General features: G+C 29.7%; 24 protein-coding genes and 1 tRNA gene. 19 read left to right on the top strand and 6 right to left on the bottom strand.

The annotated features are described in order from the left end of the window. Positions 1-5 precede the first annotated feature (5 nt). The 4 genes from Q0731_RS07455 to Q0731_RS07440 all read left to right on the top strand — a co-directional run bounded on the left by Q0731_RS07455 (position 6) and on the right by Q0731_RS07440 (position 4,185). Positions 6-1,814: an acyl-CoA dehydrogenase family protein gene (locus tag Q0731_RS07455; RefSeq protein ID WP_299062040.1), complete on the top strand. Its 1,809-nt coding sequence runs from the start codon at positions 6-8 to the stop codon at positions 1,812-1,814. 174 nt (positions 1,815-1,988) lie between these two features. Further along, the gene (locus Q0731_RS07450) at positions 1,989-2,885 is read left to right on the top strand and encodes a septum formation inhibitor Maf (RefSeq protein ID WP_299062037.1); all 897 of its coding nucleotides are present in this window, start codon (positions 1,989-1,991) and stop codon (positions 2,883-2,885) included. Between the two features lie 256 nt (positions 2,886-3,141). Further along, a complete protein-coding gene (locus Q0731_RS07445; protein WP_299062034.1) occupies positions 3,142-3,657 on the top strand; it encodes a hypothetical protein in 516 nt (171 codons plus the stop codon). Positions 3,658-3,738: 81 nt separating this feature from the next. Beyond that, positions 3,739-4,185, top strand: coding sequence for a KTSC domain-containing protein (locus Q0731_RS07440; protein WP_299062031.1), 447 nt, complete (start codon positions 3,739-3,741; stop codon positions 4,183-4,185). Positions 4,186-4,476: 291 nt separating this feature from the next. Here the strand turns inward: Q0731_RS07440 and trxB are convergent, their stop codons facing one another. The 4 genes from trxB to Q0731_RS07420 all read right to left on the bottom strand — a co-directional run bounded on the left by trxB (position 4,477) and on the right by Q0731_RS07420 (position 9,404). Beyond that, positions 4,477-5,424 (bottom strand): thioredoxin-disulfide reductase, encoded by a 948-nt coding sequence (gene trxB, locus Q0731_RS07435; RefSeq protein WP_299062028.1) that lies wholly within the window; start codon positions 5,422-5,424, stop codon positions 4,477-4,479. Between the two features lie 122 nt (positions 5,425-5,546). Beyond that, complete coding sequence (locus tag Q0731_RS07430) at positions 5,547-5,975, bottom strand: cytochrome c (protein ID WP_299062025.1); 429 nt, start codon at positions 5,973-5,975, stop codon at positions 5,547-5,549. 1 nt (position 5,976) lies between these two features. Next, the gene (locus Q0731_RS07425; protein ID WP_299062022.1) at positions 5,977-7,086 is read right to left on the bottom strand and encodes a PQQ-dependent sugar dehydrogenase; all 1,110 of its coding nucleotides are present in this window, start codon (positions 7,084-7,086) and stop codon (positions 5,977-5,979) included. A gap of 20 nt (positions 7,087-7,106) precedes the next feature. Next, positions 7,107-9,404 carry a TonB-dependent receptor gene (locus Q0731_RS07420; RefSeq protein ID WP_299062019.1) on the bottom strand — a complete coding sequence of 766 codons (2,298 nt, stop codon included), beginning with the start codon at positions 9,402-9,404 and terminating at the stop codon, positions 7,107-7,109. A 125-nt stretch (positions 9,405-9,529) separates the two neighbouring features. On the opposite strand from Q0731_RS07420, the gene Q0731_RS07415 reads away from it, so the two are divergent. The 3 genes from Q0731_RS07415 (at position 9,530) to Q0731_RS07405 (ending at position 10,232) form a co-directional block, all read left to right on the top strand. Continuing rightward, positions 9,530-9,604: transfer RNA gene (locus Q0731_RS07415), tRNA-Pro, on the top strand. 49 nt (positions 9,605-9,653) lie between these two features. Further along, entirely contained in the window at positions 9,654-9,899 is a 246-nt protein-coding gene (locus Q0731_RS07410) for a GIY-YIG nuclease family protein (protein ID WP_299062016.1), read from the top strand. Between the two features lie 87 nt (positions 9,900-9,986). Next, positions 9,987-10,232, top strand: a complete 246-nt coding sequence (locus tag Q0731_RS07405) for a GIY-YIG nuclease family protein (RefSeq protein ID WP_299062016.1) — start codon at positions 9,987-9,989, stop codon at positions 10,230-10,232. Between the two features lie 44 nt (positions 10,233-10,276). Here Q0731_RS07405 and Q0731_RS07400 read toward each other — a convergent pair whose 3' ends face one another. After that, positions 10,277-11,314: a LacI family DNA-binding transcriptional regulator gene (locus tag Q0731_RS07400; protein ID WP_299062013.1), complete on the bottom strand. Its 1,038-nt coding sequence runs from the start codon at positions 11,312-11,314 to the stop codon at positions 10,277-10,279. Positions 11,315-11,472: 158 nt separating this feature from the next. On the opposite strand from Q0731_RS07400, the gene kduI reads away from it, so the two are divergent. The 4 genes from kduI (at position 11,473) to Q0731_RS07380 (ending at position 15,947) form a co-directional block, all read left to right on the top strand. Further along, positions 11,473-12,315: a 5-dehydro-4-deoxy-D-glucuronate isomerase gene (gene kduI / locus Q0731_RS07395; protein ID WP_299062010.1), complete on the top strand. Its 843-nt coding sequence runs from the start codon at positions 11,473-11,475 to the stop codon at positions 12,313-12,315. Between the two features lie 17 nt (positions 12,316-12,332). Continuing rightward, positions 12,333-13,127 carry a gluconate 5-dehydrogenase gene (locus tag Q0731_RS07390; RefSeq protein ID WP_299062007.1) on the top strand — a complete coding sequence of 265 codons (795 nt, stop codon included), beginning with the start codon at positions 12,333-12,335 and terminating at the stop codon, positions 13,125-13,127. 122 nt (positions 13,128-13,249) lie between these two features. Further along, entirely contained in the window at positions 13,250-14,425 is a 1,176-nt protein-coding gene (locus Q0731_RS07385) for a DUF4861 family protein (protein ID WP_299062004.1), read from the top strand. A gap of 217 nt (positions 14,426-14,642) precedes the next feature. Then, positions 14,643-15,947, top strand: a complete 1,305-nt coding sequence (locus Q0731_RS07380) for a sugar MFS transporter (protein WP_299062001.1) — start codon at positions 14,643-14,645, stop codon at positions 15,945-15,947. A 7-nt stretch (positions 15,948-15,954) separates the two neighbouring features. Here the strand turns inward: Q0731_RS07380 and Q0731_RS07375 are convergent, their stop codons facing one another. After that, the gene (locus tag Q0731_RS07375; protein WP_299061999.1) at positions 15,955-17,043 is read right to left on the bottom strand and encodes a formylglycine-generating enzyme family protein; all 1,089 of its coding nucleotides are present in this window, start codon (positions 17,041-17,043) and stop codon (positions 15,955-15,957) included. A 152-nt stretch (positions 17,044-17,195) separates the two neighbouring features. On the opposite strand from Q0731_RS07375, the gene Q0731_RS07370 reads away from it, so the two are divergent. From Q0731_RS07370 to Q0731_RS07335, 8 genes are all read left to right on the top strand, one after another. Beyond that, positions 17,196-17,852, top strand: a complete 657-nt coding sequence (locus Q0731_RS07370) for a TetR family transcriptional regulator C-terminal domain-containing protein (protein ID WP_299061997.1) — start codon at positions 17,196-17,198, stop codon at positions 17,850-17,852. Positions 17,853-17,880: 28 nt separating this feature from the next. After that, positions 17,881-19,185, top strand: a complete 1,305-nt coding sequence (locus Q0731_RS07365; protein ID WP_299061995.1) for an AarF/ABC1/UbiB kinase family protein — start codon at positions 17,881-17,883, stop codon at positions 19,183-19,185. Then, on the top strand, positions 19,185-19,805 hold the full coding sequence (locus Q0731_RS07360) for a flavin reductase (RefSeq protein WP_299061993.1): 621 nt from the start codon (positions 19,185-19,187) through the stop codon (positions 19,803-19,805). The genes Q0731_RS07365 and Q0731_RS07360 overlap by 1 nt, the downstream gene beginning before the upstream one ends. A gap of 9 nt (positions 19,806-19,814) precedes the next feature. Next, positions 19,815-21,236 carry an SDR family oxidoreductase gene (locus Q0731_RS07355; RefSeq protein ID WP_299061991.1) on the top strand — a complete coding sequence of 474 codons (1,422 nt, stop codon included), beginning with the start codon at positions 19,815-19,817 and terminating at the stop codon, positions 21,234-21,236. 2 nt (positions 21,237-21,238) lie between these two features. Next, the gene (locus Q0731_RS07350) at positions 21,239-21,379 is read left to right on the top strand and encodes a DUF2256 domain-containing protein (RefSeq protein ID WP_299061989.1); all 141 of its coding nucleotides are present in this window, start codon (positions 21,239-21,241) and stop codon (positions 21,377-21,379) included. Continuing rightward, positions 21,349-22,659 carry a DASH family cryptochrome gene (locus Q0731_RS07345; RefSeq protein ID WP_299061987.1) on the top strand — a complete coding sequence of 437 codons (1,311 nt, stop codon included), beginning with the start codon at positions 21,349-21,351 and terminating at the stop codon, positions 22,657-22,659. Before Q0731_RS07350 ends, Q0731_RS07345 begins: the two co-directional genes overlap by 31 nt. A 98-nt stretch (positions 22,660-22,757) precedes the next feature. Next, positions 22,758-24,290 (top strand): cryptochrome/photolyase family protein, encoded by a 1,533-nt coding sequence (locus tag Q0731_RS07340; protein WP_299061985.1) that lies wholly within the window; start codon positions 22,758-22,760, stop codon positions 24,288-24,290. Then, positions 24,280-25,770, top strand: coding sequence for a cryptochrome/deoxyribodipyrimidine photo-lyase family protein (locus Q0731_RS07335; protein ID WP_299061983.1), 1,491 nt, complete (start codon positions 24,280-24,282; stop codon positions 25,768-25,770). The genes Q0731_RS07340 and Q0731_RS07335 overlap by 11 nt, the downstream gene beginning before the upstream one ends. Positions 25,771-25,786 lie beyond the last annotated feature (16 nt).

Genomic DNA, 25,786 nt, shown 5'->3' with positions numbered 1-25,786 from the left:
AAAAAATGGAAACATCAAAAAAAAATCTTCTAAGAGGTGGTCAATTCCTTGTAAAAGAAACAAATTGCGAAGACGTTTTTACTCCAGAAGATTTTTCTGAAGAGCAACAAATGATGAAGGAAGCTGTAATGGAATTTAATGATCGTGAAATCATTCCGCATAAAAACAGATTTGAAGCAAAAGATTATGCTTTAACTGAAGAAGTAATGCGTAAAGCTGGTGAATTAGGTTTTTTAGGAGTTGCTGTTCCTGATGCTTATGGTGGTTTAGGTATGGGCTTTGTTTCAACTGTATTAACATGCGATTATATTTCCTCTGGAACAGGTTCTTTTAGTACTGCATTTGGTGCACATACGGGTATTGGAACTATGCCAATTACTTTGTATGGAACAGAAGAACAAAAACAAAAATACGTTCCAAAATTAGCAACTGGAGAATGGTTTGGTGCTTATTGTTTAACAGAACCTGGAGCTGGTTCTGATGCAAATTCAGGGAAAACTACTGCAGAACTTTCTGCAGATGGAAAATCATACAAAATCAACGGACAAAAAATGTGGATTTCTAACGCAGGATTTTGTCGATTAATGATTGTTTTTGCTCGTATTGAAAACGATAAAAACATTACTGGTTTTATTATTGAATTTGATAAAGATAAACCCAATGGTATAACCTTAGGTGAAGAAGAACATAAATTAGGAATTAGAGCATCTTCTACAAGACAAGTATTTTTTAATGATACAGTTGTGCCCGTAGAAAATATGTTAGCAGGCAGAGGAGAAGGTTTTAAAATTGCTATGAATGCATTAAATGTTGGACGAATTAAATTAGCTGCGGCTTGTTTAGATTCTCAAAGAAGAATTATAACAACTGCTGTAAAATACGCAACAGAACGTAAGCAATTTAAAACGCCTATTTCAAATTTTGGCGCTATTAAAGTAAAATTAGCAGAAATGGCAACAGATGCTTATGTTGGCGAATCTGCAACTTATAGAGCATCAAAAGATATAGAAGATAGAATTAATTTAAGAGTAGCAGCTGGTAACACGCATCAAGAAGCAGAATTAAAAGGTGTAGAAGAATATGCAATAGAATGTTCTATTTTAAAAGTTGCCGTTTCTGAAGATGTACAAAACTGTGCAGATGAAGGAATTCAAATTTTTGGTGGAATGGGTTTTTCTGAAGAAACACCTATGGAATCTGCATGGAGAGATGCTAGAATTGCTAGAATTTACGAAGGTACAAACGAAATAAACAGAATGCTTTCTGTGGGTATGTTGATTAAAAAAGCGATGAAAGGTCATGTAGATTTATTAGAACCTGCCACAGAAGTTGCCAATAGTTTAATGGGAATTCCTTCTTTTGATACGCCAGATTACTCAGAGTTGTTTGCTGAAGAAAAAGAAATGATTGCTAAATTGAAGAAAACATTTTTAATGGTTGCTGGTGCAGCATTGCAAAAATATGGACCAGAAATTGAAGAGCATCAACAATTATTGATTTCTGCTGCAGATATTTTAATTGAGATTTACATGGCAGAATCTGCCATTTTAAGAACAGAAAAAAATGTAAAACGCACCAGCGAAAAAGAACAATCTGTACAAATTGCAATGTCTAAATTATACTTGTATCATGCAGTAGATAAAATTGAAGAAAAAGGAAAAGAAAGTATTATTTCTTTTGCTGAAGGAGATGAACAACGCATGATGTTAATGGGTCTAAAACGTTTTACTAAATATACAAATTACCCAGATATTGTAGATTTACGTAACGAAATTGCAGAAAAAGTAAAAGCAGAAAATAAATACTGCTTCTAAAATTAATATGTCTTATTGAGCGCAGTCGAAATGTCTGTAAAGACAAATTATTTAAAATTTTCTTAAAAATCAAAGTTTTAAGAATTAGTTGTTTGTTTAAAAGACCATCATTTTTTCTGATGGTCTTTTTTTATTGTAAATTAGTGTTTTAATTTATTATAAATGAAACGTTTTATGAATAGCTATACTTTACTAATTACAAGTCTTCTTTTTATTTTTTGCACTGCTAAATCACCAGAAAAAAAGAATGATTCAATAACTACAAAAATTGAGAATCAACAAAAACATAAAAATTTTAATAACTATTGGTATGCTGGCAAAGCAGAAATAACTTCTTATAAATTAACGCAAGCTAGATATGGGCAAATTTATGATGGAACTGCAGTAAACATTTTTGTTACCGAAGATTTTCTTCCTCAAAAACAAGTAAAAGCAGATTATCAGAATAAAAAAAATGTACCCATTTTAAAGTTGAATAGCACTAAAAAATATACTACAGGAATTTATCCTTATGCTATAATGACAAGTACCTTCTCTCCTATTGACATCAACAAAAAAGCAATTAAAATTTCTTTTTCTGCTCAAGAATGGTGTGGAAATACATTTATGCAATTAAATAATAGAGAAGATTTTAAAATTAAATTTTTCTCTTATTTTGAGAGCAATGCTGATAGAAATCTATCACTTAAAAAAGAAGTTTTAGAGAATGATTTTTGGAACTTGTTAAGAATAAATCCTGCTTCAATAAAAACAGGAAACTATAAAGTAATTCCTTCTTTTGAGTTTTTAGGATTAAATCATCAAGAAATTAAAGCCTATAATGCCACCATCAATTTAATTGAAAAAGATGGTTTTATGTACTTTTCGGTTTCTTATCCCACTTTAAAAAGAAAATTAACCATACAACTTACCAAAGAATTTCCTTACACCATAGAATCTTGGGAAGAAACTTTTACACAAAGAGGAAAAGAACTAACTACAAAAGCAACAAAAATTAAAACCATACAATCTGCTTATTGGAGCAAAAACGGAGTTACAGACACTAAAGAAAGAAAAGAGCTTGGTTTATAAAAATCATAACAACTAAAATTTATTACTAAATGTTAGATGAATTTACAAAAGCATTCATCCTTTGTAGCTTATCAAACATGATTACTTTATCAATTCTTTACAGATTATTCAAACGAATTTATTCCAAAATATAACAATGTAATGTTGTCTATTTTTGACTTATTATTTTTTAAGATTTCTCCTACATTTTCACAAAATTATTATAAATAAATAATAACTTGCACTAAAATCACTTAAGTATTAAATGAAAAATATTATGAAAACCATACAACTTTCTTTATTCATTATTACATTACTATTCGTTTCTTGCCAAACAAAAAAAAGAAACGAAAGCAAAAAAATAGTTTTAAATGCAATTACAGATTTTAACCCTGTAAAAAGAGAAGGAATTGCACCATTTTACAAACATAAAAAGAAAAATGCATTGGCAATAAACGCAGTTATTTATAAGAATTTATTTTCTGCAGCAAATACAGTTTTTAAAGGAAAAAGTGGTCTTTATGACATAGATCTAACTACCTTAAAAGAAACTGATGGTGAATCTTTCTACAAAATTTTTGTAAATGATAGTCTTTTAAAGGTCTTTCAGAATTCAGCAACAGAAATAGATTATGAACCTTCAATTTTTACTGTTAAAAACGTAAAATTAAAAAAAGATGCCGTTTTAGAAGTCCAATTTAACTCACATTCTAACCTAAAAATTCCTGAAAATGATTCTTTTGCTTTCTCCAGAGGAAGATGGACAAGTTTAACACTTATACCAATTGAATAATATTTCATTAAAAATATCTCTCATTTTAAATTTTAATCAATTTAATATCAGTAGTTTTGCACGCAATTTGAAAACAAAGAAATGAAACGTATTAAAGAATATAAAAAGCTTTTTAATGTAGAAGGTCCAATAGATTTAAAGGAATTAAAAAAATCTTACAGAGGTTTGGTAAAAGAGTGGCATCCAGATAAATTTACAGACGAAGCTAAAAAAGAAGAAGCAGACATTATGAGTACTCAAATTATAGATGGGTATCATTTTTTAGTAAGTATTGCTCCAGAAACTAAAGAGGCAAACTTAGAGGCTTATAAAAAAACAATTACAGAGTTTCAAGTAGCAGATTGGCACCATAAAAGTATGCTGTTAGAAGTTACTTTTACAGATGGTAATAAATACGAATATTTTGGTGTGAGCAAAGTGCTTTTTGGGAAATTTGTAAATGCAAAATCGATGAATAATTTTGGAAAAAGAAATATTTTCAACAAATTTCTTTACAGAAAATCGATGAAAGCTTCTGTAGAAGTTTAATTTTAAAGTTATTTAAAATTTAAATACCTCGAAATTAAACTATGAGATTTCTCAACCGCCTAAAAAGGCTCATTTCGAAATGAAACAATTGGAATGTAAATTAAAAATGTCCTTCCTGCACAAGCAGGAATCTATAATAAGTTAATTGAAAACCAGTCTACTAAAATGTTCTCGATACAATTCCGCAAAAAAGCAGAATAACTCGAACTGACAGGGTTCATAGCAAAATAAAAAAGAGATTACTTTTAAAAGTAATCTCTTTTTTGTTTTATAAAAATGCAATTTAATTGCTTATTTTAAAGCACCTAAATAACGCTCTGCATCTAGAGCAGCCATACAACCTGTACCTGCAGCTGTAATTGCTTGTCTGTATTCTTTATCTTGAATATCACCAGCAGCAAAAACTCCAGGTAACTTTGTTTTGGTCGTTTTACCTTTTGTAATTAAATACCCTGTTTCATCCATATCTAAAACACCTTTAAATAAATCTGAATTTGGTTTGTGACCAATTGCTATAAAAATTCCGGTAACAGCAATGTCATGCTTTTCTTTTGTTAGATTATTAATTGCTCTTACACCTTCAACAACATTAGAACCTAAAACCTCATCAACTTCAGTATTGTATAATACTTCAATATTTTCAGTTTTATTTACCCTGTGCTGCATCGCTTTAGAAGCTCTCATATAATCTTTACGCACTAAGAGTGTAACTTTATTACAAATATTAGCCAAATATGTGGCTTCTTCTGCAGCAGTATCTCCTGCCCCAACTACAACTACATCTTGCCCTTTATAGAAAAAACCATCACAAGTAGCACAAGCAGAAACACCTCCACCAATTAAACGTTGCTCACTTTCTAAACCTAAATATTTTGCAGTTGCTCCAGTACAAATAATAATAGTTTCTGCTTCTATATGTTTCGTTTCATCCACAATTACTTTGTGAACTCCACCAACTTTATCACTTAAATCAACTTTTGTAACCATTCCAAAACGGACTTCTGTTCCAAAACGCTCTGCTTGATGTTTAAAGTCATTCATCATTGCTGTTCCATCAGTTCCATCTTTATAACCAGCATAATTATCAACTTCAGTAGTAGTTGTTAATTGACCTCCCATTTGCATTCCTGTATACATTATTGGTTTCATATCTGCTCTAGCAGCATAAATTGCAGCAGAATAACCTGCAGGACCAGAACCAATAATTAAACATTTTATTTTTTCGATATTTTCTGACATAATCCTTCTTAATTTTAAAATACAAATGTATTTTTTTTGATTTGTTTACACCACAAAAATGTATGAATAATTGCAATTAGTTTATAACAAAAATTGATGCATTTTTTGAAAGGTAATGAATTTTACTTTTTCTGTATTTCTTTTACTTCTTCTTCTGTAACCATTTTTGGGTTTTTATTTCCCCAAGAATTAGTAATATAATTCATAACATCTGCAACTTCATCTTCATACAAACCTAAGTTAGACATTATGCCTCTGTATTTTACTCCATTTACCACAATTTTGCCACGCAAACCATATTTAATAGCTCTAATACTTTCTTCTCTTTTCTCCATTAAATAGTCTGATTTCGCCAAAGGCGGATACACTTTTGGCACCCCTTGTCCATTGGGTAAATGGCAAGTTGCACACATATCTGCATAAATTTCTTTACCTCTTTTAATACTTTGCTGTAATGAAGTCTCTTGCACTACATCATTATAAATTTCTTTTTCTGAAACAAATGAAAAGAAAAATACATTTAAAAAAACATATAAACTTAAAACCTTCATCTTACTTTGTTTTTATTTTTACAATTCCTAAACCTTCTACACCTACATATATATAACCATCATTACCTTGTTCTATGGAACGCACTCTACCAATATCTTCTAAAATTTTTTCTTCCTTTACTACTTTTCCGTTTTCTAAATAACAATTGGCAATGTATTTAAACTTTAAAGAACCTATTAATACATTACCTTTCCAATTAGGATATATATTAGAATTTACAAAAGCCATACCACTTGGTGCTATGGATGGATCCCAATAATGCAAAGGTTGCTCCATACCTTCTTTGGCTGTAATATCTGTAAATTTTGTTCCAGAATAATTAACTCCGTAACTTATTACAGGCCAACCATAGTTTTTTCCTTTTTTGATAATGTTTATTTCGTCTCCACCTTTTGGCCCATGTTCGTGCGCCCAAATTTCTCCTGTAAACGGATTGGTTTCCATACCTTGTGGATTTCTATTGCCATAAGTAAAAATTGCTTCTTTTGCATTTTCTACTCCCACAAAAGGATTGTCTTTAGGGATACTTCCATCATCATTCAACCTATAAATTTTACCACAATCTCTGGTAATATCTTGCGGATTTACATCTCTATTTCCTCTATCTCCAATAGAAAAATAAATTCTATTTTGAGCATCAAAAGCAATTCTAGAACCAAAATGTTGGCCTTTTCTACTATTAGGATATGCTTTGTACAATACTTTTTGATTAGACAAAGTGCCATTTTTAAAAACAGCTCTCATTAAAGTAGTATTTGCACCTCTTTCTGTGCCTTCTGAAGATGCGTACGTAAAATAAATGAAGTTATTTTGTTTAAAATTTGGGTGTAATTCTATATCTAACAAACCACCTTGTCCTCTTACAGTTACTTCTGGCATGCCAGCAATACTTGTTTTTTTGCCATCTTTAAAATGAATTAATTCCCCCGATTTTTCTGTAATTAAAATAGAATTGTCTGGCAGAAATGTAAATCCCCATGGAATATTTAATTCTGGTACCACAACTTCTGTGGTATAATTTGTTGCTGAAGGTTCGCTTATTTCTGTTTCTTGCGCGTTAGAAAAACAAGCCATAAAAAGAAATGATAATAATAAATACGTGTGTTTCATTTTTTATTTTTAAAATTACGTTAAAAAAGATAATTAAAGTTTATTCCTGCAAAATAATTTATAGGATTCCCAGGATAAAAATATCTTGGAGCATTACCACCAAAACTAGAGGCGTTTATTAATATTTGAGAAGCATAGGACTCATTAAAAAGATTATTTACTCCAAAAAATGCGTTTATCTTTATTTCTTTTAACAAATTAAAAAGATAACCTGCTTTAAGATTGGTTAATCTGTAAGCATCAGAGTACAAACTATTTGCATCTGTAATTGGCATGCTACCCACATATTGATAGTTTATATTTCCGTAAAAACCTTTCTGAAAATTAAAATCTACACCTGCATTAAAAATAGAAGAAGGTACACCTGTTAAATCATTTCCAGAAAAATTATTTTCATGGTCTATAAACTCTTTAAAGATAAAATTATTGGCAGTAACATTTAGGTAAGAACTTATGGCTAAGTTTTTGTTATCAACCCATTTATACAACAATTCAGCCTCTAAACCATCATGCTGCGTTTTACCTGCATTTATTCCTATAAATTCATCTTCTGAAGTTCTTCTGGAAACCAACAAATTTTTAATATTTAATCGAAAAAGCGAAACATTTAAAAGTAAACGGTTATTTAAAAAGTTACTTCTTGCTCCAATTTCGAAATTCCAACCTGTTTCTGGTTGTAAATTTGTGTTTATTTGTCCGTTTGGTAATAATGTTTCTTCTAATGATAAAGTCGAAAAACCATGACTAATACTAGAAAAAACACTTAAATTATCTGAAAATAAATGAGATATCCCAATTTTTGGAGAAACAATAGTTTTAAAAGAAAAATTACCAGATTGATCTGGATTATTTTCTGAAATCTCAAAACGATCTGTTAGTTTATACCAAGTTTCATTTAAGTTAATACCAATTTTAACTGTTGTTTTTGTTGAAAACTGATAATTTGCTTCTGCAAAAACATTGTAATAACTTCTATTTTCTTTAAAATTAGATAATAATTCTCCTTGCACACTTCCGTTTTCCGGAGGAAAATCTTGATATAAATTCTCGAAAGTTTTAGATCTATATCTATCGTTAAAAACTTCTGCACCAAACGTCCAACTTACCTCTTTTTTAAGAATTTTATGATTTCCCAAAAAACGACTTCTAGCTCCTAAAGCAAATGTTTGTTCTTCTAAAATATTAAAAGGCCTAGGCTCATAATTTTGTCTAAAAGAAGTAAAAACACAAGATATTAATTTTAAGTTGTTATTAATTTTATGATCTAAAGACACACCAAAAACACCTCTTTTAGAGTCTTCAAAACCTTGTGCTCTTTTCCAAGTAAATGCAGCCGATTCTGGATTTTCTCTAAACGTTTCTTCATTAATAGAGCTAGGTATAAAAGCTTTTAAAGCTACATAACTAGCTAAAAAAGTAAGTTCGTTATTTTTATTAATGTAGTGATTAGAATTTACAGTGAATGTTTCTCTGTTATATTGATTATTTTCACGAAATCCAGTACTCTCTGTATTGCTATAAACCGCTTTAAATGCATTTTGTTTTCCACCATAATTAGCCGTTAAAATACTTTTATTCAAACCAAAAGAACCCACAGAAAATTCTGGCTGTAAACTAAATTCGTTTAAATAAGCATTCTTAGGTTTAAGCTGAATAACACCTCCCAAGCCTGCACCATAAATACTAGATGCTGCTCCTTTAATAATTTCAAAATTAGCAATAGAGGCTAACTCAAAATCTTCTAAAGTTGTTTCTCCACTTCCATTTGTTAAAGGTATGTCTTTAAAATAGGCTCTAATTTTTGAAGTTCCAAAAAGATTTCTTGCGCCAATTCCTCTAATGGTTATTCTATTGGTATTTAAGGCTCCATTTTGCATAAATACACCTGGTGTTCTATTTAAAATTGGTGCAAAATCTGTATTGTTAGATCTTAGAATATCTTTCTGTGAAATAATAGCTATTGTAGCTGTTGCTTTTTTTAATTTCTGCGGAATATGGTTTGCATTTACAATAACTTCATCCAACTCAAAAGAATTTAAAGATAATTGTATAATATTAAACTGATTGCTTTTTAATTCTATTGTATTTAACTGATACCCTTTCTTCTGGAAAATATATTCACCTTCTTCTTCAAGATTAAAAATTCCCTCAAAATTAGACGTTGCAATTTTGCCACTTGTGGTATTTATTATTGAAGTACCTTTTAATGCAACTCCGTTTTGATCTACTACTTTACCTTGCACCAAATACTGACTAAAACCAATAGCAGTTTGCAAGAAAAAGACAATAATTACAATTTTTTTATTTACAACTTTCAAAAAAAATAATTTCAAATTAAGTATGTAAAAGTAGCATTTTGAAATAATAAATATTTCTTAAAATTTTTAATTAAAAAATCAATAAAAAAAGTATATTTGCAATCTTCAAATTAGTGAATAATTTTCGGGGTGTAGCGTAGCCCGGTCATCGCGCCTCGTTTGGGACGAGGAGGTCGCAGGTTCGAATCCTGCCACCCCGACTAAAAAGCCAAAATCCATAGATTTTGGCTTTTTTTAATTTTTAAAGATATGTTTACTATTTATATTCTTTTTTCGGAGAAATTGCAAAAACATTATGTTGGTTACACAAAGAAAACTGTAGATGAAAGACTAGAAGAACATTTATATAATCATAAGGGATTTACCAGCAATACTAAAGATTGGAAATTAATTTATCATTTAGAAACTAATACTAAATCTGAAGCTCTGAAATTAGAAAGAAAAATAAAAAAAAGAGGTGCTAAAAGATATTTGAACGATATCGCGTCACGCTGAAAGCGTGAAGGTCGCAGGTTCGAATCCTGCCACCCCGACTAAAAAGCCAAAATCCATAGATTTTGGCTTTTTTTAATTTTTAAAGATATGTTTACTATTTATATTCTTTTTTCGGAGAAATTGCAAAAACATTATGTTGGTTACACAAAGAAAACTGTAGATGAAAGACTAGAAGAACATTTATATAATCATAAGGGATTTACCAGCAATACTAAAGATTGGAAATTAATTTATCATTTAGAAACTAATACTAAATCTGAAGCTCTGAAATTAGAAAGAAAAATAAAAAAAAGAGGTGCTAAAAGATATTTGAACGATATCGCGTCACGCTGAAAGCGTGAAGGTCGTAGGTTATAATCCTGACACACAGTTTAGATTTATGATTTTATATCGCTTTTTCTTAATGAAGATTTACGTTCAATTAAATTTGTTTTTACTATAATTGTTTCGTGATTTTTTCTTTTACTTTCATTAGAAATTTTATCAATTAATAAATTAGCAGCAACATTACCAATTTTTAAACCAGACTGATTTACAGTGGTTAATCCTGGCTCTATAACTGATGAAATTGACTCATTACTAAAACCTACAATAGCAAAATCTTCTGGTATTTTAATATTGATTTCTTTTAAGTACTTCATCGCTCCTATTGCAACAACATCATTTGCACAAAACAATCCATCTACTTTGTAAGGTAACGTTAACATTTTTATTACATTTTCTTTTCCATTGTTTTCCATTAAACTAGAAGAAATAACTAATTCTTCCCTAAAAGGTATGTTGTATTTTTCTAAAGCTGCTTTGTACCCTTTAAATCTATTTTTATAAATTTCTAAATTTTGTGGGCCAGAAAAATGTGCTATTTCTTTACAATTATTATCAATTAAATGCTCTACTGCCTTATAAGCAGCTTTAAAATCATCAATAACAACATTACTATTTTCAGGAATCTTACAATGCCTATCAAAAAAAACATAAGGTATATTTCTTTGCTTTAATCCTGCTAGATGCTCATAATTTTTAGTTTCCATAGATATAGAAATTAAAACCCCATCTACTCTATTGGCTAAAAGCGAGTTGATAATACTCTCTTCTCTTTCAAATGATTCTAAAGACTGACAAATAACAACAGTATAACCAGCTTTAAATGCTGTTTCTTCAATACCTGCAATAGCATTAGAAAAAAATTGACGGGAAATTCTTGGTACTATTACTCCTAAAGTAAATGTTTTACTTTTTCTTAAATTAGAAGCTAAATGATTTCTTTGATAGCCTAATTCTATTGATTTTTCTAAAATTTTATCTTTCGTTTTTTTAGCAACTCTAGAGCTATCATTCAAAGCTCTTGAAACAGTAGAGCTATCAATTCCTAAAATTGATGCAATGTCATGTATAGTTACTTCTTTATTATCCATCCGTAGAAAAGTAATCTGTGATATTGTTATAAAAATTTATCTTTCTAAAAAGCAAATATAAATTATTAAAATACAATCGATTGTATTTTAATAATTTTTTCTTATTTTTGTATGATATCAAAGAATAAATTAAAATTATTTAAAATAATAAAACCATTATGAGTACAAACTATAGCACAAGATATGCTGCATCCCCAAAAGATGTAAAAAATTATGATACAGCAAGAATTAGAGAAGAGTTTTTAATAGATAATTTAATGGTTCCTAATACTATTAATTTAGTGTATTCTCATTACGACCGTTTTATTACAGGAAGTGCTGTACCTACAAAATCACCTTTAAAACTAGAAACTATTGATTCTTTAAAATCTGAAAACTTTTTAGATAGAAGAGAATTAGGTATTATAAATATTGGACAAAAAGGAAAAGTTATTGTTGATGGAACTGAATATGTTTTAGAGCATAAAGAAGCATTGTATGTTGGCCAAGGAAACAAAAATGTTGAATTTTCGAGTGATTCTGATGAAAGTCCTGCGTTATTTTATTTAAACTCTACTCCAGCTCACAAAGCTTTTCCAACAAAAAAAATTGGTAGAGATGATGTTGAAACCATTGAGTTAGGATCTCCTGAAACTGCAAATGCTAGAACATTAAGAAAATACATTGTAAATTCTGTTGTAGATGTTTGCCAATTACAAATGGGAATGACAACAATTAAACCAGGAAGTTCTTGGAACACAATGCCTGCTCACGTTCATGATAGAAGAATGGAAGTGTATTTCTATTTTGAAGTAGCTGCAGACCAAGCTGTCTGTCACTTTATGGGAGAGCCTACAGAAACAAGGCATGTTTGGATAGGCAATAACGAAGCCGTAATTTCTCCTCCATGGTCAATTCACTCAGGTTCTGGTACAAGTAGTTATTCTTTTATTTGGGGAATGGCAGGTGAAAATTTAGATTATGGCGATATGGATCATTGTAAAATTAACGAATTAAGATAATCATCAAAATATAAAATATGTCGATTAATTTATTTGATTTATCAGGAAAAATAGCCTTAATTACTGGAGGAACCCATGGTTTAGGTATGGCAATGGCAACAGGTATAGGTAATGCAGGTGCTAAAGTTATTATAAACGGAAATTCATCACAAGAAAAATTAGACAAAGCAGTTGCAGCATACAAAGCTGCAGGAATTGATGCTTATGGTTACCTTTTTAATGTTACAGATGAAAACGCTGTAAAAGAAAACATTGCTAAAATTGAAGCAGAGGTTGGTGTAATTGATATTTTGGTAAACAATGCAGGCATCATCAAAAGAACACCTTTGGTGGATATGGAAGTTGCAGATTTTAAAGCTGTAGTAGATGTAGATTTAGTAGCTCCTTTTATTGTTTCTAAACATGTTGTAAAAGGAATGATTGCCAGAAAAAGCGGTAAAATAATTAATATTTGTTCTATGATGAGCGAACTGGGTAGAAACTCTGTAGGTGCTTATGCTGCTGCAAAAGGAGGTTTAAAAATGTTGACTCAGAATATGGCTACAGAATGGGCAAAATTTAATATTCAAACAAACGGAATTGGTCCTGGTTATTTTGCAACAAGTCAAACAGAACCTATTAGAGTTGATGGGCATCCTTTTAACGATTTTATTGTTGGTAGAACTCCTGCAGGTAAATGGGGTGACCCAGATGATTTACAAGGAGCAGCCATCTTTTTAAGTTCTAAAGCTAGTGATTTTGTAAACGGACAAGTTGTTTATGTAGATGGTGGTATTTTAGCAACTATTGGTAAACCTGCAAACGAAGATTAGTAAAATTAGTTGTCAGTTTTTAGTTAGCAATTGACAGTCACAGTTTTTAGACCTGTTAGATTTATGAACCCTGACAGGTCTTATTATATAACATTTTTATCATCTACTAAAAATAATAAAAAATGAAAACAATAAAAAAACTATCTTATTTATTAGTTATTGCTGCTTTATTTTCTTGTTCTGAAGAAAAAAAAGCAACAATTATAACCGTAAAAAATTCATTAGATTTTGAGCGTACTTTTGAGGTTCTAGAAATTAAACTTTCCACTTTAAATGTTGATGATTTTTCTACTGTTGGTATCAAAAATAAAAAAACAAATAAATTAGAAGTAACGCAATTGGTAGATTTAGATGGAGATGGTACAATGGATGAAATTTTATTTCAACCAAAAATAGCGGCTAATTCTGAAGTAAATTTTGAAGTTGTAAACATTTCAGCATCAGAAAAACCAAAAGCAGAAAACTTATGTTACTCGCGTTTTGTACCAGAAAGAACAGACGATTATACTTGGGAAAACAATAAAGTCGCTTTTAGAGTTTATGGCCCAAATGCGCAATATAGAGCAGAAAATAATCTACCTCAACCTACTTTATCAAGTGGAGTTGATGCTTGGCTAAAAAGGGTTGAATATCCTGTAATTAATAAATGGTACAAAGAAACATTGGTAGATAAAACAGGTAGTTACCATAAAGATACTGGTGAAGGATTAGATAATTTTCATGTAGGTGTTAGTCGTGGAGTTGGTGGTATTGCAGTAAAAGTTGATACCATTTTTTATCTATCTAAAAACTACACAAAATGGAGAACCATTACAACAGGACCATTAAGAACTAGTTTTTATTTAGAATATGAAGATTGGGATGCCGCAGGTAAAAAAATCACTGAATCTAAAACAATCAGTTTAGATTTAGGTAGTAATTTATCTAAGTTTTCTACAAATATTTCTGGTACAGAAACCATTTCTGCTGGCTTAACGTTGCATGAAAAAGACGGAGAAGTCTCTGGAAACTCAGAAATTGGTTGGGTTAGTTACTGGCAACCTCATGCAGACTCTGAATTAGGCACTGCTATCATTGCTGATAAAAATACTTTTAAAAGTTTCGAACAATATAATGTTGAAAATAAAGATTTAAGTGCTGCTTATGCACATTTAAATGTAAGCAATGATAAAGTTATTTATTATGCAGGTTTTGGTTGGAAAAAAAGCGGACAGTTTGATAACAAAAGAGATTGGGAAGAATATTTAACTATCTTTTCTAAACAAATTAATACGCCTCTAGAAGTCAGTATTCAATAATAAAATTTAAAAAAACTGGAAAAGGGATTGTATTACTACAATCCCTTTTCTATTTAAAACAAGTTTAAATTTTAAAACTAAAACTCTTTTTCACCATTATATTTCAAAAAAAAAGCAAAAACAGTAACTTTAAAAAATAAAGTGTGAAAAATACATTAAAAAGTATAACTTTAATTTTTAAATTTTAACCAAAAAAACTAACTAAAAAAATAAAACTATGCAGCAAAAAAACAATACCTCAGCAATCATAATTATTGCTAGTTTATTTTTTATTTTTGGTTTTGTAACTTGGATTAATGGAGCTCTAATTCCGTTTATGAAAACGATCAACGAACTTACAGATGCCCAATCTTATTTGGTAGCCTCTGCTTCTTATATCTCTTTTGTTGTAATGGCATTGCCAGCTTCTTATATTTTAAATAAAATTGGCTACAAAAAAGGAATGTCATTAGGATTGATAATTATGGCAATTGGTGCTTTGGTTTTTATACCTGCAGCAGAAGCAAGAACCTATTGGGTATTTTTAGCAGGTATTTTTATTCAAGGAGTTGGAATGACCATTTTACAAACAGCATCAAATCCGTACATTACAATTTTAGGTCCTATAGAAAGTGGTGCTAAACGTATTGCAATTATGGGAATTGCCAATAAAATTGCAGGTGCTTTAGGTTCTTTAATTTTTGGAGCACTATTACTTTCTGGAATTGATGAAACAAAAGAGAAATTAACTGGGGCAACATTAGAAGAAAAAAATACTCTACTAGACACAATGGCCGATAGTGTTTTTATGCCCTATGTAATAATGGCAATTATACTTTTTTTATTAGGTATTTTAATAAGAAAAGCACCATTACCGGTTGTAGAAGCAGATGAAGAAGCAATTGTTGAAGAAGGTAAAACGGCTAAAACAAGTATTTTTCAATTCCCTAATTTATGGTTGGGTGTATTAGCTTTATTCGTTTATGTGGGTGCAGAAGTAATTGCTGGAGATACGATTATAGCTTATGGAATATCATTAGGTTTTACTGGTGAAGAAGCAAAATATTTTACAACATATACTTTAATGGCGATGGTTGCAACATATGCATTGGGGGTTTTCTTAATACCTAAATTTGTACAACAGAAAACAGCTTTAATTATAAGTGCCATTTTAGGAATCGTTTTTAGTTTATGTATTCTTAATACAACAGGATTCACTTCTGTTTTATTTGTAGCTGCCTTAGGAATTGCAAATGCTTTAGTTTGGCCAGCAATTTGGCCTTTAACTTTAGATGGTTTAGGCAAATTTACAAAAACAGGTTCTGCTTTATTAATTATGGCTATTTCAGGGGGAGCAATTATTCCTCCTTTATACGGTAAAATTGTTGATGCAAAAAAACTAGAGTTAATTAGTAATGGTTTTTTAGAAACAGATGCTACAGCAATAGCATCTACTAATAGTTACTTCATTTTAATTCCTTGTTATGTAATTATTCTTTTATTTGCTATCTGGGGTCATAAAATAAAAAAATGGAGTAAGTAACAAATAGTTACTTCATTAACATCTCTTTCGTTGCAACGGTTCTAAAACCAATATGGTCTGATCCAGAATTTGGTTCCATGCCCATTCTAGCAGAAACTCTAAAACTTGCACAATAAGATTCATGGCATAAAAACGAACCACCTTTCATTACATATTCAGTTTGATAAGGATTGCTTGGTGTGTATGATTTATCTGCACCTTTAGGATTCTTGTAAACAATATTTGGATCTAATGATTTATAATAATTCACATTAAATAAATCTAAAGTCATTTCCCAAACATTACCTGCCATGTCAAACAAACCAATACTATTTGCTGGATAGGATTTTATAGGCGAAATATACTCAAAACCATCCTCAGACTTATTTTCTGTAGGGAATTTTCCTTGCCAAGTATTCGCATTTGTAATTAAATTATCATAAGTATTACCCCATGTATAAATGTTGTCTTCAAATTTTCCTTGAGCTGCAGACTCCCACTCTGCTTCTGTTGGCAATCTTCTATTCGACCATTTACAGTATGCTAGAGCATCTTCTTGAGCAACATGAACAACTGGGTAATTATCTTTTCCATCAATAGAACTTCCAGGACCTTCTGGCTGTTTCCAATTTGCACCTAATTGCCATTTCCACCATTGGGTATAATTATCCATAGAAACAATTCCTTTTGCTTGTTTGTTAAAAATTAAACTTCCTGGTTGCAGAATTGAATCTGCTGGTCTAGGAGTATTTGCTGGTAAATCCTTTTTAATTTCATCCCAATCTATGGGTCTTTCTGCAACAGTAATGTATTTAGTTGCTTCTACAAATTTTCTAAATTGCTTGTTTGTAACTTCATGTACATCCATAAAAAAACCATCAACTGTAACTTTATGAGAAGGTTTCTCTCTCATCATTGCATATTTGTCATCTTTTTTAGCACCCATTAAAAAAGTTTTTGTAGCAACCCAAACCATTTCATTTGGAGCCTCAATTTCTTTATCAAAAGTTGTGTTTTTTACAACTTTTTCTGCCTCTTTACTTTTTTTATCACAACCAATTACAAAAAACAAAACTGTTATTATTGGTAATAAAATCGCTTTTAAATGAATATTCATCTTTAAAATTTTGTATTTTTAAACAAATATAGATATTCTATTTATCTTTAAATTACCTCGTTAAAAATGATTTACTTTTTAACATAAAATTATTGTTTAACAAAAATAAAAATACATTAAACATTTGTATCTTTACCTAAAATTTAAGAATTATGGCTCGTAAGAAAAACATTACTAAAGACAATATAATTTCATGGTATATGGAGTATGTTTTAGAAAATAATCATCAACCAAAATCTGTTTTTAGTTTTGCTAAAGAAAATAATTTTGAAGAAGCAGATTTTTATAAATTCTATGGCTCTTTTGAAGCTATTGAAGATGCAGTTTTTTCAGAATTTTTTCATCATACTATAAAAGTATTAGCAAAAAGTGAAGATTATGAAAATTACGATGCTAGAAATAAATTATTAAGTTTTTACTTTACTTTTTTTGAGATTTTAACTGCTAACAGAAGTTATGTTGTCTATGCCTTAGATAGCTCTAAAAAAGATTTGAAAAAATTAAAGTCTTTAAAACATTTAAGGGCTAATTATACAAAATATGTAGAAGCTTTAAATATTGAAAGAATTGAACTAAAGCAAGAAACTTTAGAAAAAATACAGAACAAATCTATAAATGAATCTTCTTGGATGCATTTAGTAATTACCATGAAGTTTTGGTTAGATGATGTTTCTCCTTCTTTTGAAAAAACAGATATTTTTATAGAAAAATCTATCAATGCTCGTTTTGATGTGATGGATATTAAACCTTTACAAAGTATTATCGATTTTGGGAAATTTATCCTAAAAGAAAAAGTGAATTTTAATTAAAATTTAAATCCACTAAAAACAAATAACTATGAAAACGATAGATTCCATACCAACATCAAAAATTCAGCGTGCCTCTAAATTAGTTTCAACAGGAGCTAAAATTGGTGTAAATTATTTAAAATATTATGGTGATAAAATTACCAAAACAGAAGTTGAAGCCAAGACTCGTTTAAATGAGAACAATGCAGAAGACATTTATGACGGTTTAAAAACATTAAAGGGAAGTGCTTTAAAAGTAGCCCAAATGTTGAGCATGGAAAAAAACATCTTGCCAGAAGCTTATGTAGATAAATTTTCGCTTTCACAGTTTTCTGTACCTCCATTATCTCCTGCACTCGTAACAAAAACGTTTAAAAAATATTTTGGTAAAGATCCTAATGACATTTATGATAAATTTGATACTGTTTCTGTAAACGCAGCAAGTATTGGACAAGTGCACAGAGCAGAAAAGGAGGGTAAAAAACTAGCTGTTAAAATTCAATATCCTGGAGTTGCAGAAAGTATTGCATCAGATTTATCTTTGGTAAAACCTATTGCTATTAAAATGTTTAATATTAGAGGTAAAGACTCAGATAAATATTTTAAAGAAGTAGAAAACAAACTAGAAGAAGAAACGAATTATATTTTAGAAGTACAACAAAGTCAAGCTATTGTAGAAGCTTGTAAACACATACCAAATCTAAGTTTTCCTAATTATTATCCAGAATTATCTTCTGATAGGATTATTACAATGGATTGGATGAATGGAGTTCATTTATCTCAATTTTCTACAGAAAACCAAGAGGTTAGAAACCAATTAGGACAAGCTTTATGGGATTTTTATATGTTTCAAATTCATAATCTAAAAAAAGTACATGCAGATCCACATCCTGGGAATTTTATGATTTCCCCAGAAAACGAACTCATTGTGATTGATTTTGGCTGTATGAAAACCATTCCAAATGAATTTTATGTACCTTATTTTGAATTGGCTAACGCAGAAAACTTAAAAGACCCTGTATTTTTTGAGAAAAAATTATATGAATTAGAAATTTTAAGACAAGACGATACTGAGGAGGAATTAGTATTTTTTAGGGCTATCTTTCACGAATTATTAAGCTTATTTACACAACCTTTTAATAAAGATGTATTTGATTTTTCTGATGAAGAGTTCTTTGGAAAAATATCTGACTTAGGTGCAAAGTATGCTAAAAGCACTGAGATTAAAAGTATGAATGGAAATAGAGGTTCAAAACACTTTATTTATATTAATAGAACTTTTTTTGGTTTGTATAATTTAATGCACGAGTTGAAAGCGAAAAACGTAAAAATTAATAATTATTTATCTTACTAATGGCATTTTTTACTTTTGACGACATCCAAAATTTGGATAAAATATATAAAATTAACCTCATCAATAGTTGTTCTGGTTTTAAATCTGCCAACTTATTGGGCTCAATATCTGAAGATGGCATTACAAATGTAGCTGTTTTTAGTTCTGTAACTCATTTAGGTTCTAAACCACCAACTTTGGGTTTTATTTTAAGACCTACAACAGTGCCAAGAGATACTTATAAAAACATAAAAGATACTGGTGTTTTTACCATCAATCATATTTATGAAGGTATTATTGAAGATGCTCATCATACATCTGCAAAATACAAAAGTGATGTTTCTGAATTTAACATGACCAATTTAGAAGAAGAATATAAAGGCAATTTTAAAGCCCCATTTGTAAAAAATTGCCCCGTACAACTGAGTATGAAATTTATAGAAGAAGTATATGTTGCTTCCAATAATGTACTATTAATTGTTGCTGAAATTCAGGAATTATATGTAAAAGATCAACTGTTACAAGATGATGGATTGATCAATTTATCAGAAGGAAATATTGCTACTATTAATGGTTTAGATACGTATGCAATTCCTAAATTTAAAACGCAATTGTCTTACCAAAGACCTAAAAAAATGTAGAAATAATATATGAAAATCTTAGTAACAGGTGCAACAGGTTATATTGGCAAAAGGTTAATTCCGTTGTTACTAAATGATGGACATACAGTGGTTTGTGCTGTTAGAGATAAAAAAAGAGCTCAAAATTATTTTAAAGATAGAAAAAACATTGTTTTAGCTGAAGCTGATTTTCTAAATGCAGAAAGTTTAGAAAACATACCTAAAGATATTGATATTGCTTACTACCTAATACACTCAATGTCTAACTCTGCTAAAGAATTTCATGTATTAGAAGAAAAATGTGCATTTAACTTTAAACGATTTGCCAAAAAATCTCAACTAAAACAAGTAATTTATTTAAGCGGAATAACAAATGACACCAAACTTTCTAAACATTTACTATCTCGTAAAAATGTAGAAAACACTTTAGCCTCAAAAAAATATGCTTTAACTACTTTTAAAGCTGGTATTATTGTAGGTTCTGGTAGCTCTTCTTTCGAAATCATTAGAGATATTGTAGAAAAACTACCCTTTATGATTGCCCCAAAATGGTTAAATACCAAAACACAACCCTTGGGCATTAGAGACGTTTTATCTTTTTTACACAGAGCCATTGATAAAAAAGAACTCTACAACCAATCTTTTGATGTTTTTGGACCAGAAGTTTTGACTTATAAAGAAATGCTTTTACAGTTTGCCAAAGTAAGAAAACTAAAAAGATGGATTTTAACAGTGCCTGTTATGACGCCAAAACTCTCTTCTTATTGGTTGTATTTTGTAACCTCTACTTCTTACAAACTAGCAAGTTCTTTGGTAAATTCTATGGGTGTAGAAGTGATTGGTAAAAAAAGTAATATCAATACAATTTTAAATGTAAAACCTATGACTTATAAGCAAGCTGTAGAGTTTGCTTTTGTAAAGATTAAACAAAATAGTATTATTTCTAGTTGGAAAGACTCCTATATAAGTAGTGGTAAATTAAAGAATTATGTACATGAATTTATAAATGTGCCTAAACATGGTTGTTTTAAAGATTTTAAATCTAGAAAAGTAAAGAATCAAGAAAATGCTTTAGATAGAATTTGGGCAATTGGTGGAGAAACGGGTTGGTATTATGGTACTTTTCTATGGAAAATTCGTGGTTTTTTAGATCAATTTTTTGGTGGAGCTGGTTTAAGGCGTGGAAGAAGACATCCAACAGAATTAAATGCAGGTGATGCTTTAGATTTTTGGCGTGTTATTTATGCTGATAAAGAAAAAGGCAAACTTCTACTCTATGCAGAAATGATTTTACCAGGAGAAGCTTGGTTAGAGTTTAAAATAGAAGAAGGCAACCTAAAACAAACAGCTACTTTTAGACCTCATGGTTTGGCTGGTAGATTATATTGGTATGCAGTTATGCCTTTTCATTGGTTTGTATTTAATGGAATGATTAATAACATTAATAAATAATTTTGAAAAAACAATATCTTCCAGATAAAATATGTGTGGTTTGTAACAGACCTTTTACTTGGAGAAAAAAATGGGAGAAAAACTGGGAAAATGTTAAATATTGTAGTAAAAAATGCAGCAGCAACAAAAAAATACAGGGTTAGTTTGGTTTCGTAATAATTTGCGTGTAAATGATAATATTTCATTAAAAAAAGCAGTAGAAAATCATAAAAAAGTAATCGCTATTTACTTTTTTGATCCAAAGCAATTTAAAACGGATGTATTTGGATTTCAAAAAACAGCAAAATTTAGAACAAAATTTTTAATTGAAACGATTACTAATTTAAAAAACAATTTAGCCGATTTAAATATTACACTTCTTACCTATTTTAAAAATCCAGAAAATAAAATATCAGAAATTATTGATGTTTTTTCTGTGGATGCAATCTACACTCAAAAAGAATGGACAAAAGAAGAGATTGAAACCAACAAGGCAATAAAAAATAGTATTTCTACAACTATTTCATTTGTGGAAGATTATGATCAATTTTTGTATCATCCAGATTTGGTTTCTAAAGATTTTTCTAAAATTCCAAATGTATTTACTGTTTTTAGAAAGAAATTAGAAAAAACAGTTTCTATTGAGAAGGAAGTATCGATTTCTAAACTTTCTCGTGAAAATTTATTGGAAGATACAACTGAAATTCCGACTTTAAAAGAATTAGGTTTTAACGATTTTGAAACCCCACCCAAAACAGCTTTCCCATTTTCTGGCGGAGAAAATGAAGCTTTAGAAAGATTAAACGATTATTTTTTTAAAACTAAAAAAGTAGGTTTTTACAAAAAAACTAGAAATGGTTTAGTAGGTATAAATTACTCTACAAAATTTTCTGCTTGGTTAGCAAATGGCAGTATTTCTGCCAAAACTATTTACTGGAAAATTAAGGAATATGAAGCTGAATTTGGTGCAAATCAATCTACTTATTGGGTAATTTTCGAATTGATTTGGAGAGATTACTTTAAATATATTTCGTTAAAATACAATGACAAAATATTTAAAATTGGCGGAATTTTAGACAAAGATTACAAATGGTACAACTACCCAAAAGACATTAATAAATGGATTAATGGCGAAACAAAAGACGATTTTGTAAATGCCAATATGATAGAATTAAAAGAAACAGGTTGGATGAGTAATAGAGGTAGACAAAATGTAGCTTCTTATTTTGCCAAAGAACTATTACTAGATTGGAGAATTGGTGCTGCTTATTTTGAATCTGTTTTAATAGATTATGATGTGCATAGCAATTATGGCAATTGGATGTATGTTGCAGGAGTTGGAAACGATCCTAGAGACAGAAAATTTAACACACAATTGCAAGCAGAACGTTATGATGCCAATTATAAATTTAGAAAAATGTGGTTAGACAAGACATTGTTTTAAATACCCCTGCAAGGTTTTCAAAACCTTGTAGGTTTAATTCACAAACCTAACAAATAACTAAAAGGTTCTTTAGAACTTGCAGTAAAGATATAGATTACATGAAAAAATTAAGATTAATTCTAGGAGACCAATTAAACAGCAAACATTCTTGGTTTCAAGAAATGGATGATACTGCTATTTATTGTCTTTTTGAAATGCGTCAAGAAACGGATTATGTAACACATCATATTCAAAAAATTGTTGGTTTTTTTGCGGCGATGCGAAATTTTGCATCAGAACTAGAAAAAGCAAATCACAAGGTTATTTATTTAACTATAAATGATAAAAAGAATACGCAAAATTTAGTCGAAAACTTATCACTTTTAATTGAAAAACATGCTATTGAAAAATTTGAATATTTATCGCCAGATGAATACAGATTAGACAAACAACTGAATGATTTTTCATCAACCTTAAAAATTGAATCAGAAGTTTTTTCTACAGAGCATTTTTACACAGAAAGAGACGAATTAAAGACGTTTTTTAAGGGTAAAAAACAGTTTTTGATGGAGAGTTTTTACAGAAATATGCGTAAAAAACATCAAATTATGGTGATTGACAATCAACCTGAAGGTGGAAAATGGAATTTTGATGCCAGCAATCGTAAAAAATGGAAAGGCGATGTTTTAATTCCACAAGAAATTAATTTTGATAATAATGTTACAGATATTCTAAATGATCTTGAAAAAGCAGGTGTAAAATCCATAGGAAACATCAACCCAAAATATTTTGAATATCCTATTTCTAGAGAACAATCTTTAGTACAATTAGAGTATTTCTGTGAACATTTATTGGTACATTTTGGCGATTATCAAGATGCAATGCACACAGATAAAATATATCTTTTTCATAGTAGAATTTCTTTTGCAATGAATACCAAAATGGTATCACCAAAAGAAATTGTTGATAAAACACTAGCAACTTACAGAGAAAAGCCTAATGAAATAGACATTAGCCAAGTAGAAGGTTTTATCAGACAAATTTTAGGTTGGAGAGAATACATGAGAGGTATGTATTGGATGTTGATGCCAGACTACAAAAAAGAAAACTTTTTAGAAAATAAAAATAAATTACCAAACTTTTTCTGGACAGGTAAAACCAAAATGAATTGCCTTAAAAATGCCATTAACAATTCTTTAGAAAACGGATATGCACATCACATTCAAAGATTGATGGTTACAGGTAATTTTGCATTGTTAACACAAATACACCCAGATGAAATAGACGCTTGGTATTTAGGGATTTATGTAGATGCTATTGAATGGGTTCAATTACCAAACACAAGAGGTATGAGCCAGTTTGCAGATGGAGGAAAAATAGCCACAAAACCCTATGTTTCTAGTGGAAGTTATATTCATAAAATGGGAAATTATTGTGATGCTTGTCACTATAAAAAAACCAAGAAATTTGAAGACGATGCTTGTCCTTTTAACTCACTTTACTGGAATTTTTTAGAGGAAAAACAAGAAAAATTAGCCTCTAATTTTAGAATGAAAATGATGTATAGTGTTTTAAACAAAATGTCATCAGAAGACAGGTTAAAAATTAAGAAAAAAGCGAACCATATTATAGAAAATTTAGATGAATATTAATAAAGAAGAAATACATGTTGTTTGGTTTAAACGCGATTTGCGTTTGCAAGATAATGAAGCAATTTACAATGCTTTAAAATCTAATAAACGTGTCCTTTTTATGTATGTTTTTGAAAACTCTTTAATAGAAGACCCACACTATAATAAAAGACATTGGGATTTTATAAAACAATCAATTGTTGATTTAAACAGCGATTTACAAAAATACAACACCAAAGTTCTTTGTGTAAAAACAGAAGTTATCAACGCATTTAATCAATTATTTAATAACTACAAGATTGGTACAGTTTTCTCACATCAAGAAACTGGTTTATTAATTACCTACAATAGAGACAAAGAATTCACCAGATATTGCAGAAACAATTCTGTTAAATGGGTTGAAAACAATAATAATGGGGTTTTAAGAGGTTTATTAAACAGAGAAGACTGGCTAGAGAAATGGGAAAGTTATATGTTACAACCTCCCATTAAAAACGAATTAAAAGCGAGTCAATTTATTGGTATAGATGAAATTAAAGAGCTAGAAAAATATTTTCAAATCGAAGATTTAGAAACCCCAAAAGAAAGTCCTTTTCAGAAAGGTGGTACAAAAATGGGGTGGAAATATGCTAATTCTTTTTTTAAAAATAGGCATCAAAAATATATGACCAACATTTCTAAACCTGCCTTAGCAAGAGAAAGCTGTAGTAGATTATCACCTTATATAGCTTGGGGAAATATTTCTTTAAGACAAGTTTTTTTAGAAGCACATCAACACCTAACAGCAGAAAATAAAAAGCATATAGGTGCATTTGCTTCTAGATTACGTTGGCAAGCTCATTTTATACAAAAATTTGAGATGGAACATACTATGGAAAATGAAAGCATCAATAAAGGCTATCAAAAATTAAAGAAAAGTATTTCATTAGAGTATCAAAAGGCTTGGAAAGAAGGGCAAACAGGTTTTCCTTTAATTGATGCTTGTATGCGTTGTTTACAAGAAACTGGTTATGTGAATTTTAGAATGAGAGCCATGCTTATTTCTTTTTTTACACATATTTTATGGCAACCTTGGCAGGCAGCATCACAACATTTATCTAGTTTATTTTTAGACTTTGAGCCTGGTATTCATTTTCCTCAACTACAAATGAATGCTGGAGAAACTGGTATTAATATTTTAAGAATATACAGCCCTGTAAAAAACAGTTTAGAACATGATGCAGATGCCACTTTTATTAAAAAATGGGTGCCTGAATTGGCAAAATTACCTGTAGCATTTATACACGAGCCCTACTTAATGACTCCTTTAGACCAGCAATTTAATAATTTTGAATTAGGGGTAAATTACCCAAAACCAATTGTAGATATTAAAGTTGCAAGAAAGAAAGCTAGTGATACTCTTTGGAAAATGAAAAAAGATACAGAGGTACAAAAAGAGAGTCTTAGAATATTAAAAAAACATACTCTTTCTAATAGAGACCAATTACTTAAAAACAATTGATTTTTAGCTTGTTATA

Source organism: uncultured Polaribacter sp., assembly GCF_947497695.1.
In the GTDB taxonomy this organism is placed as follows: domain Bacteria; phylum Bacteroidota; class Bacteroidia; order Flavobacteriales; family Flavobacteriaceae; genus Polaribacter.
Note: the sequence above shows the minus strand (reverse complement) of the source record. Positions and strands in the feature narration are given on the sequence as shown.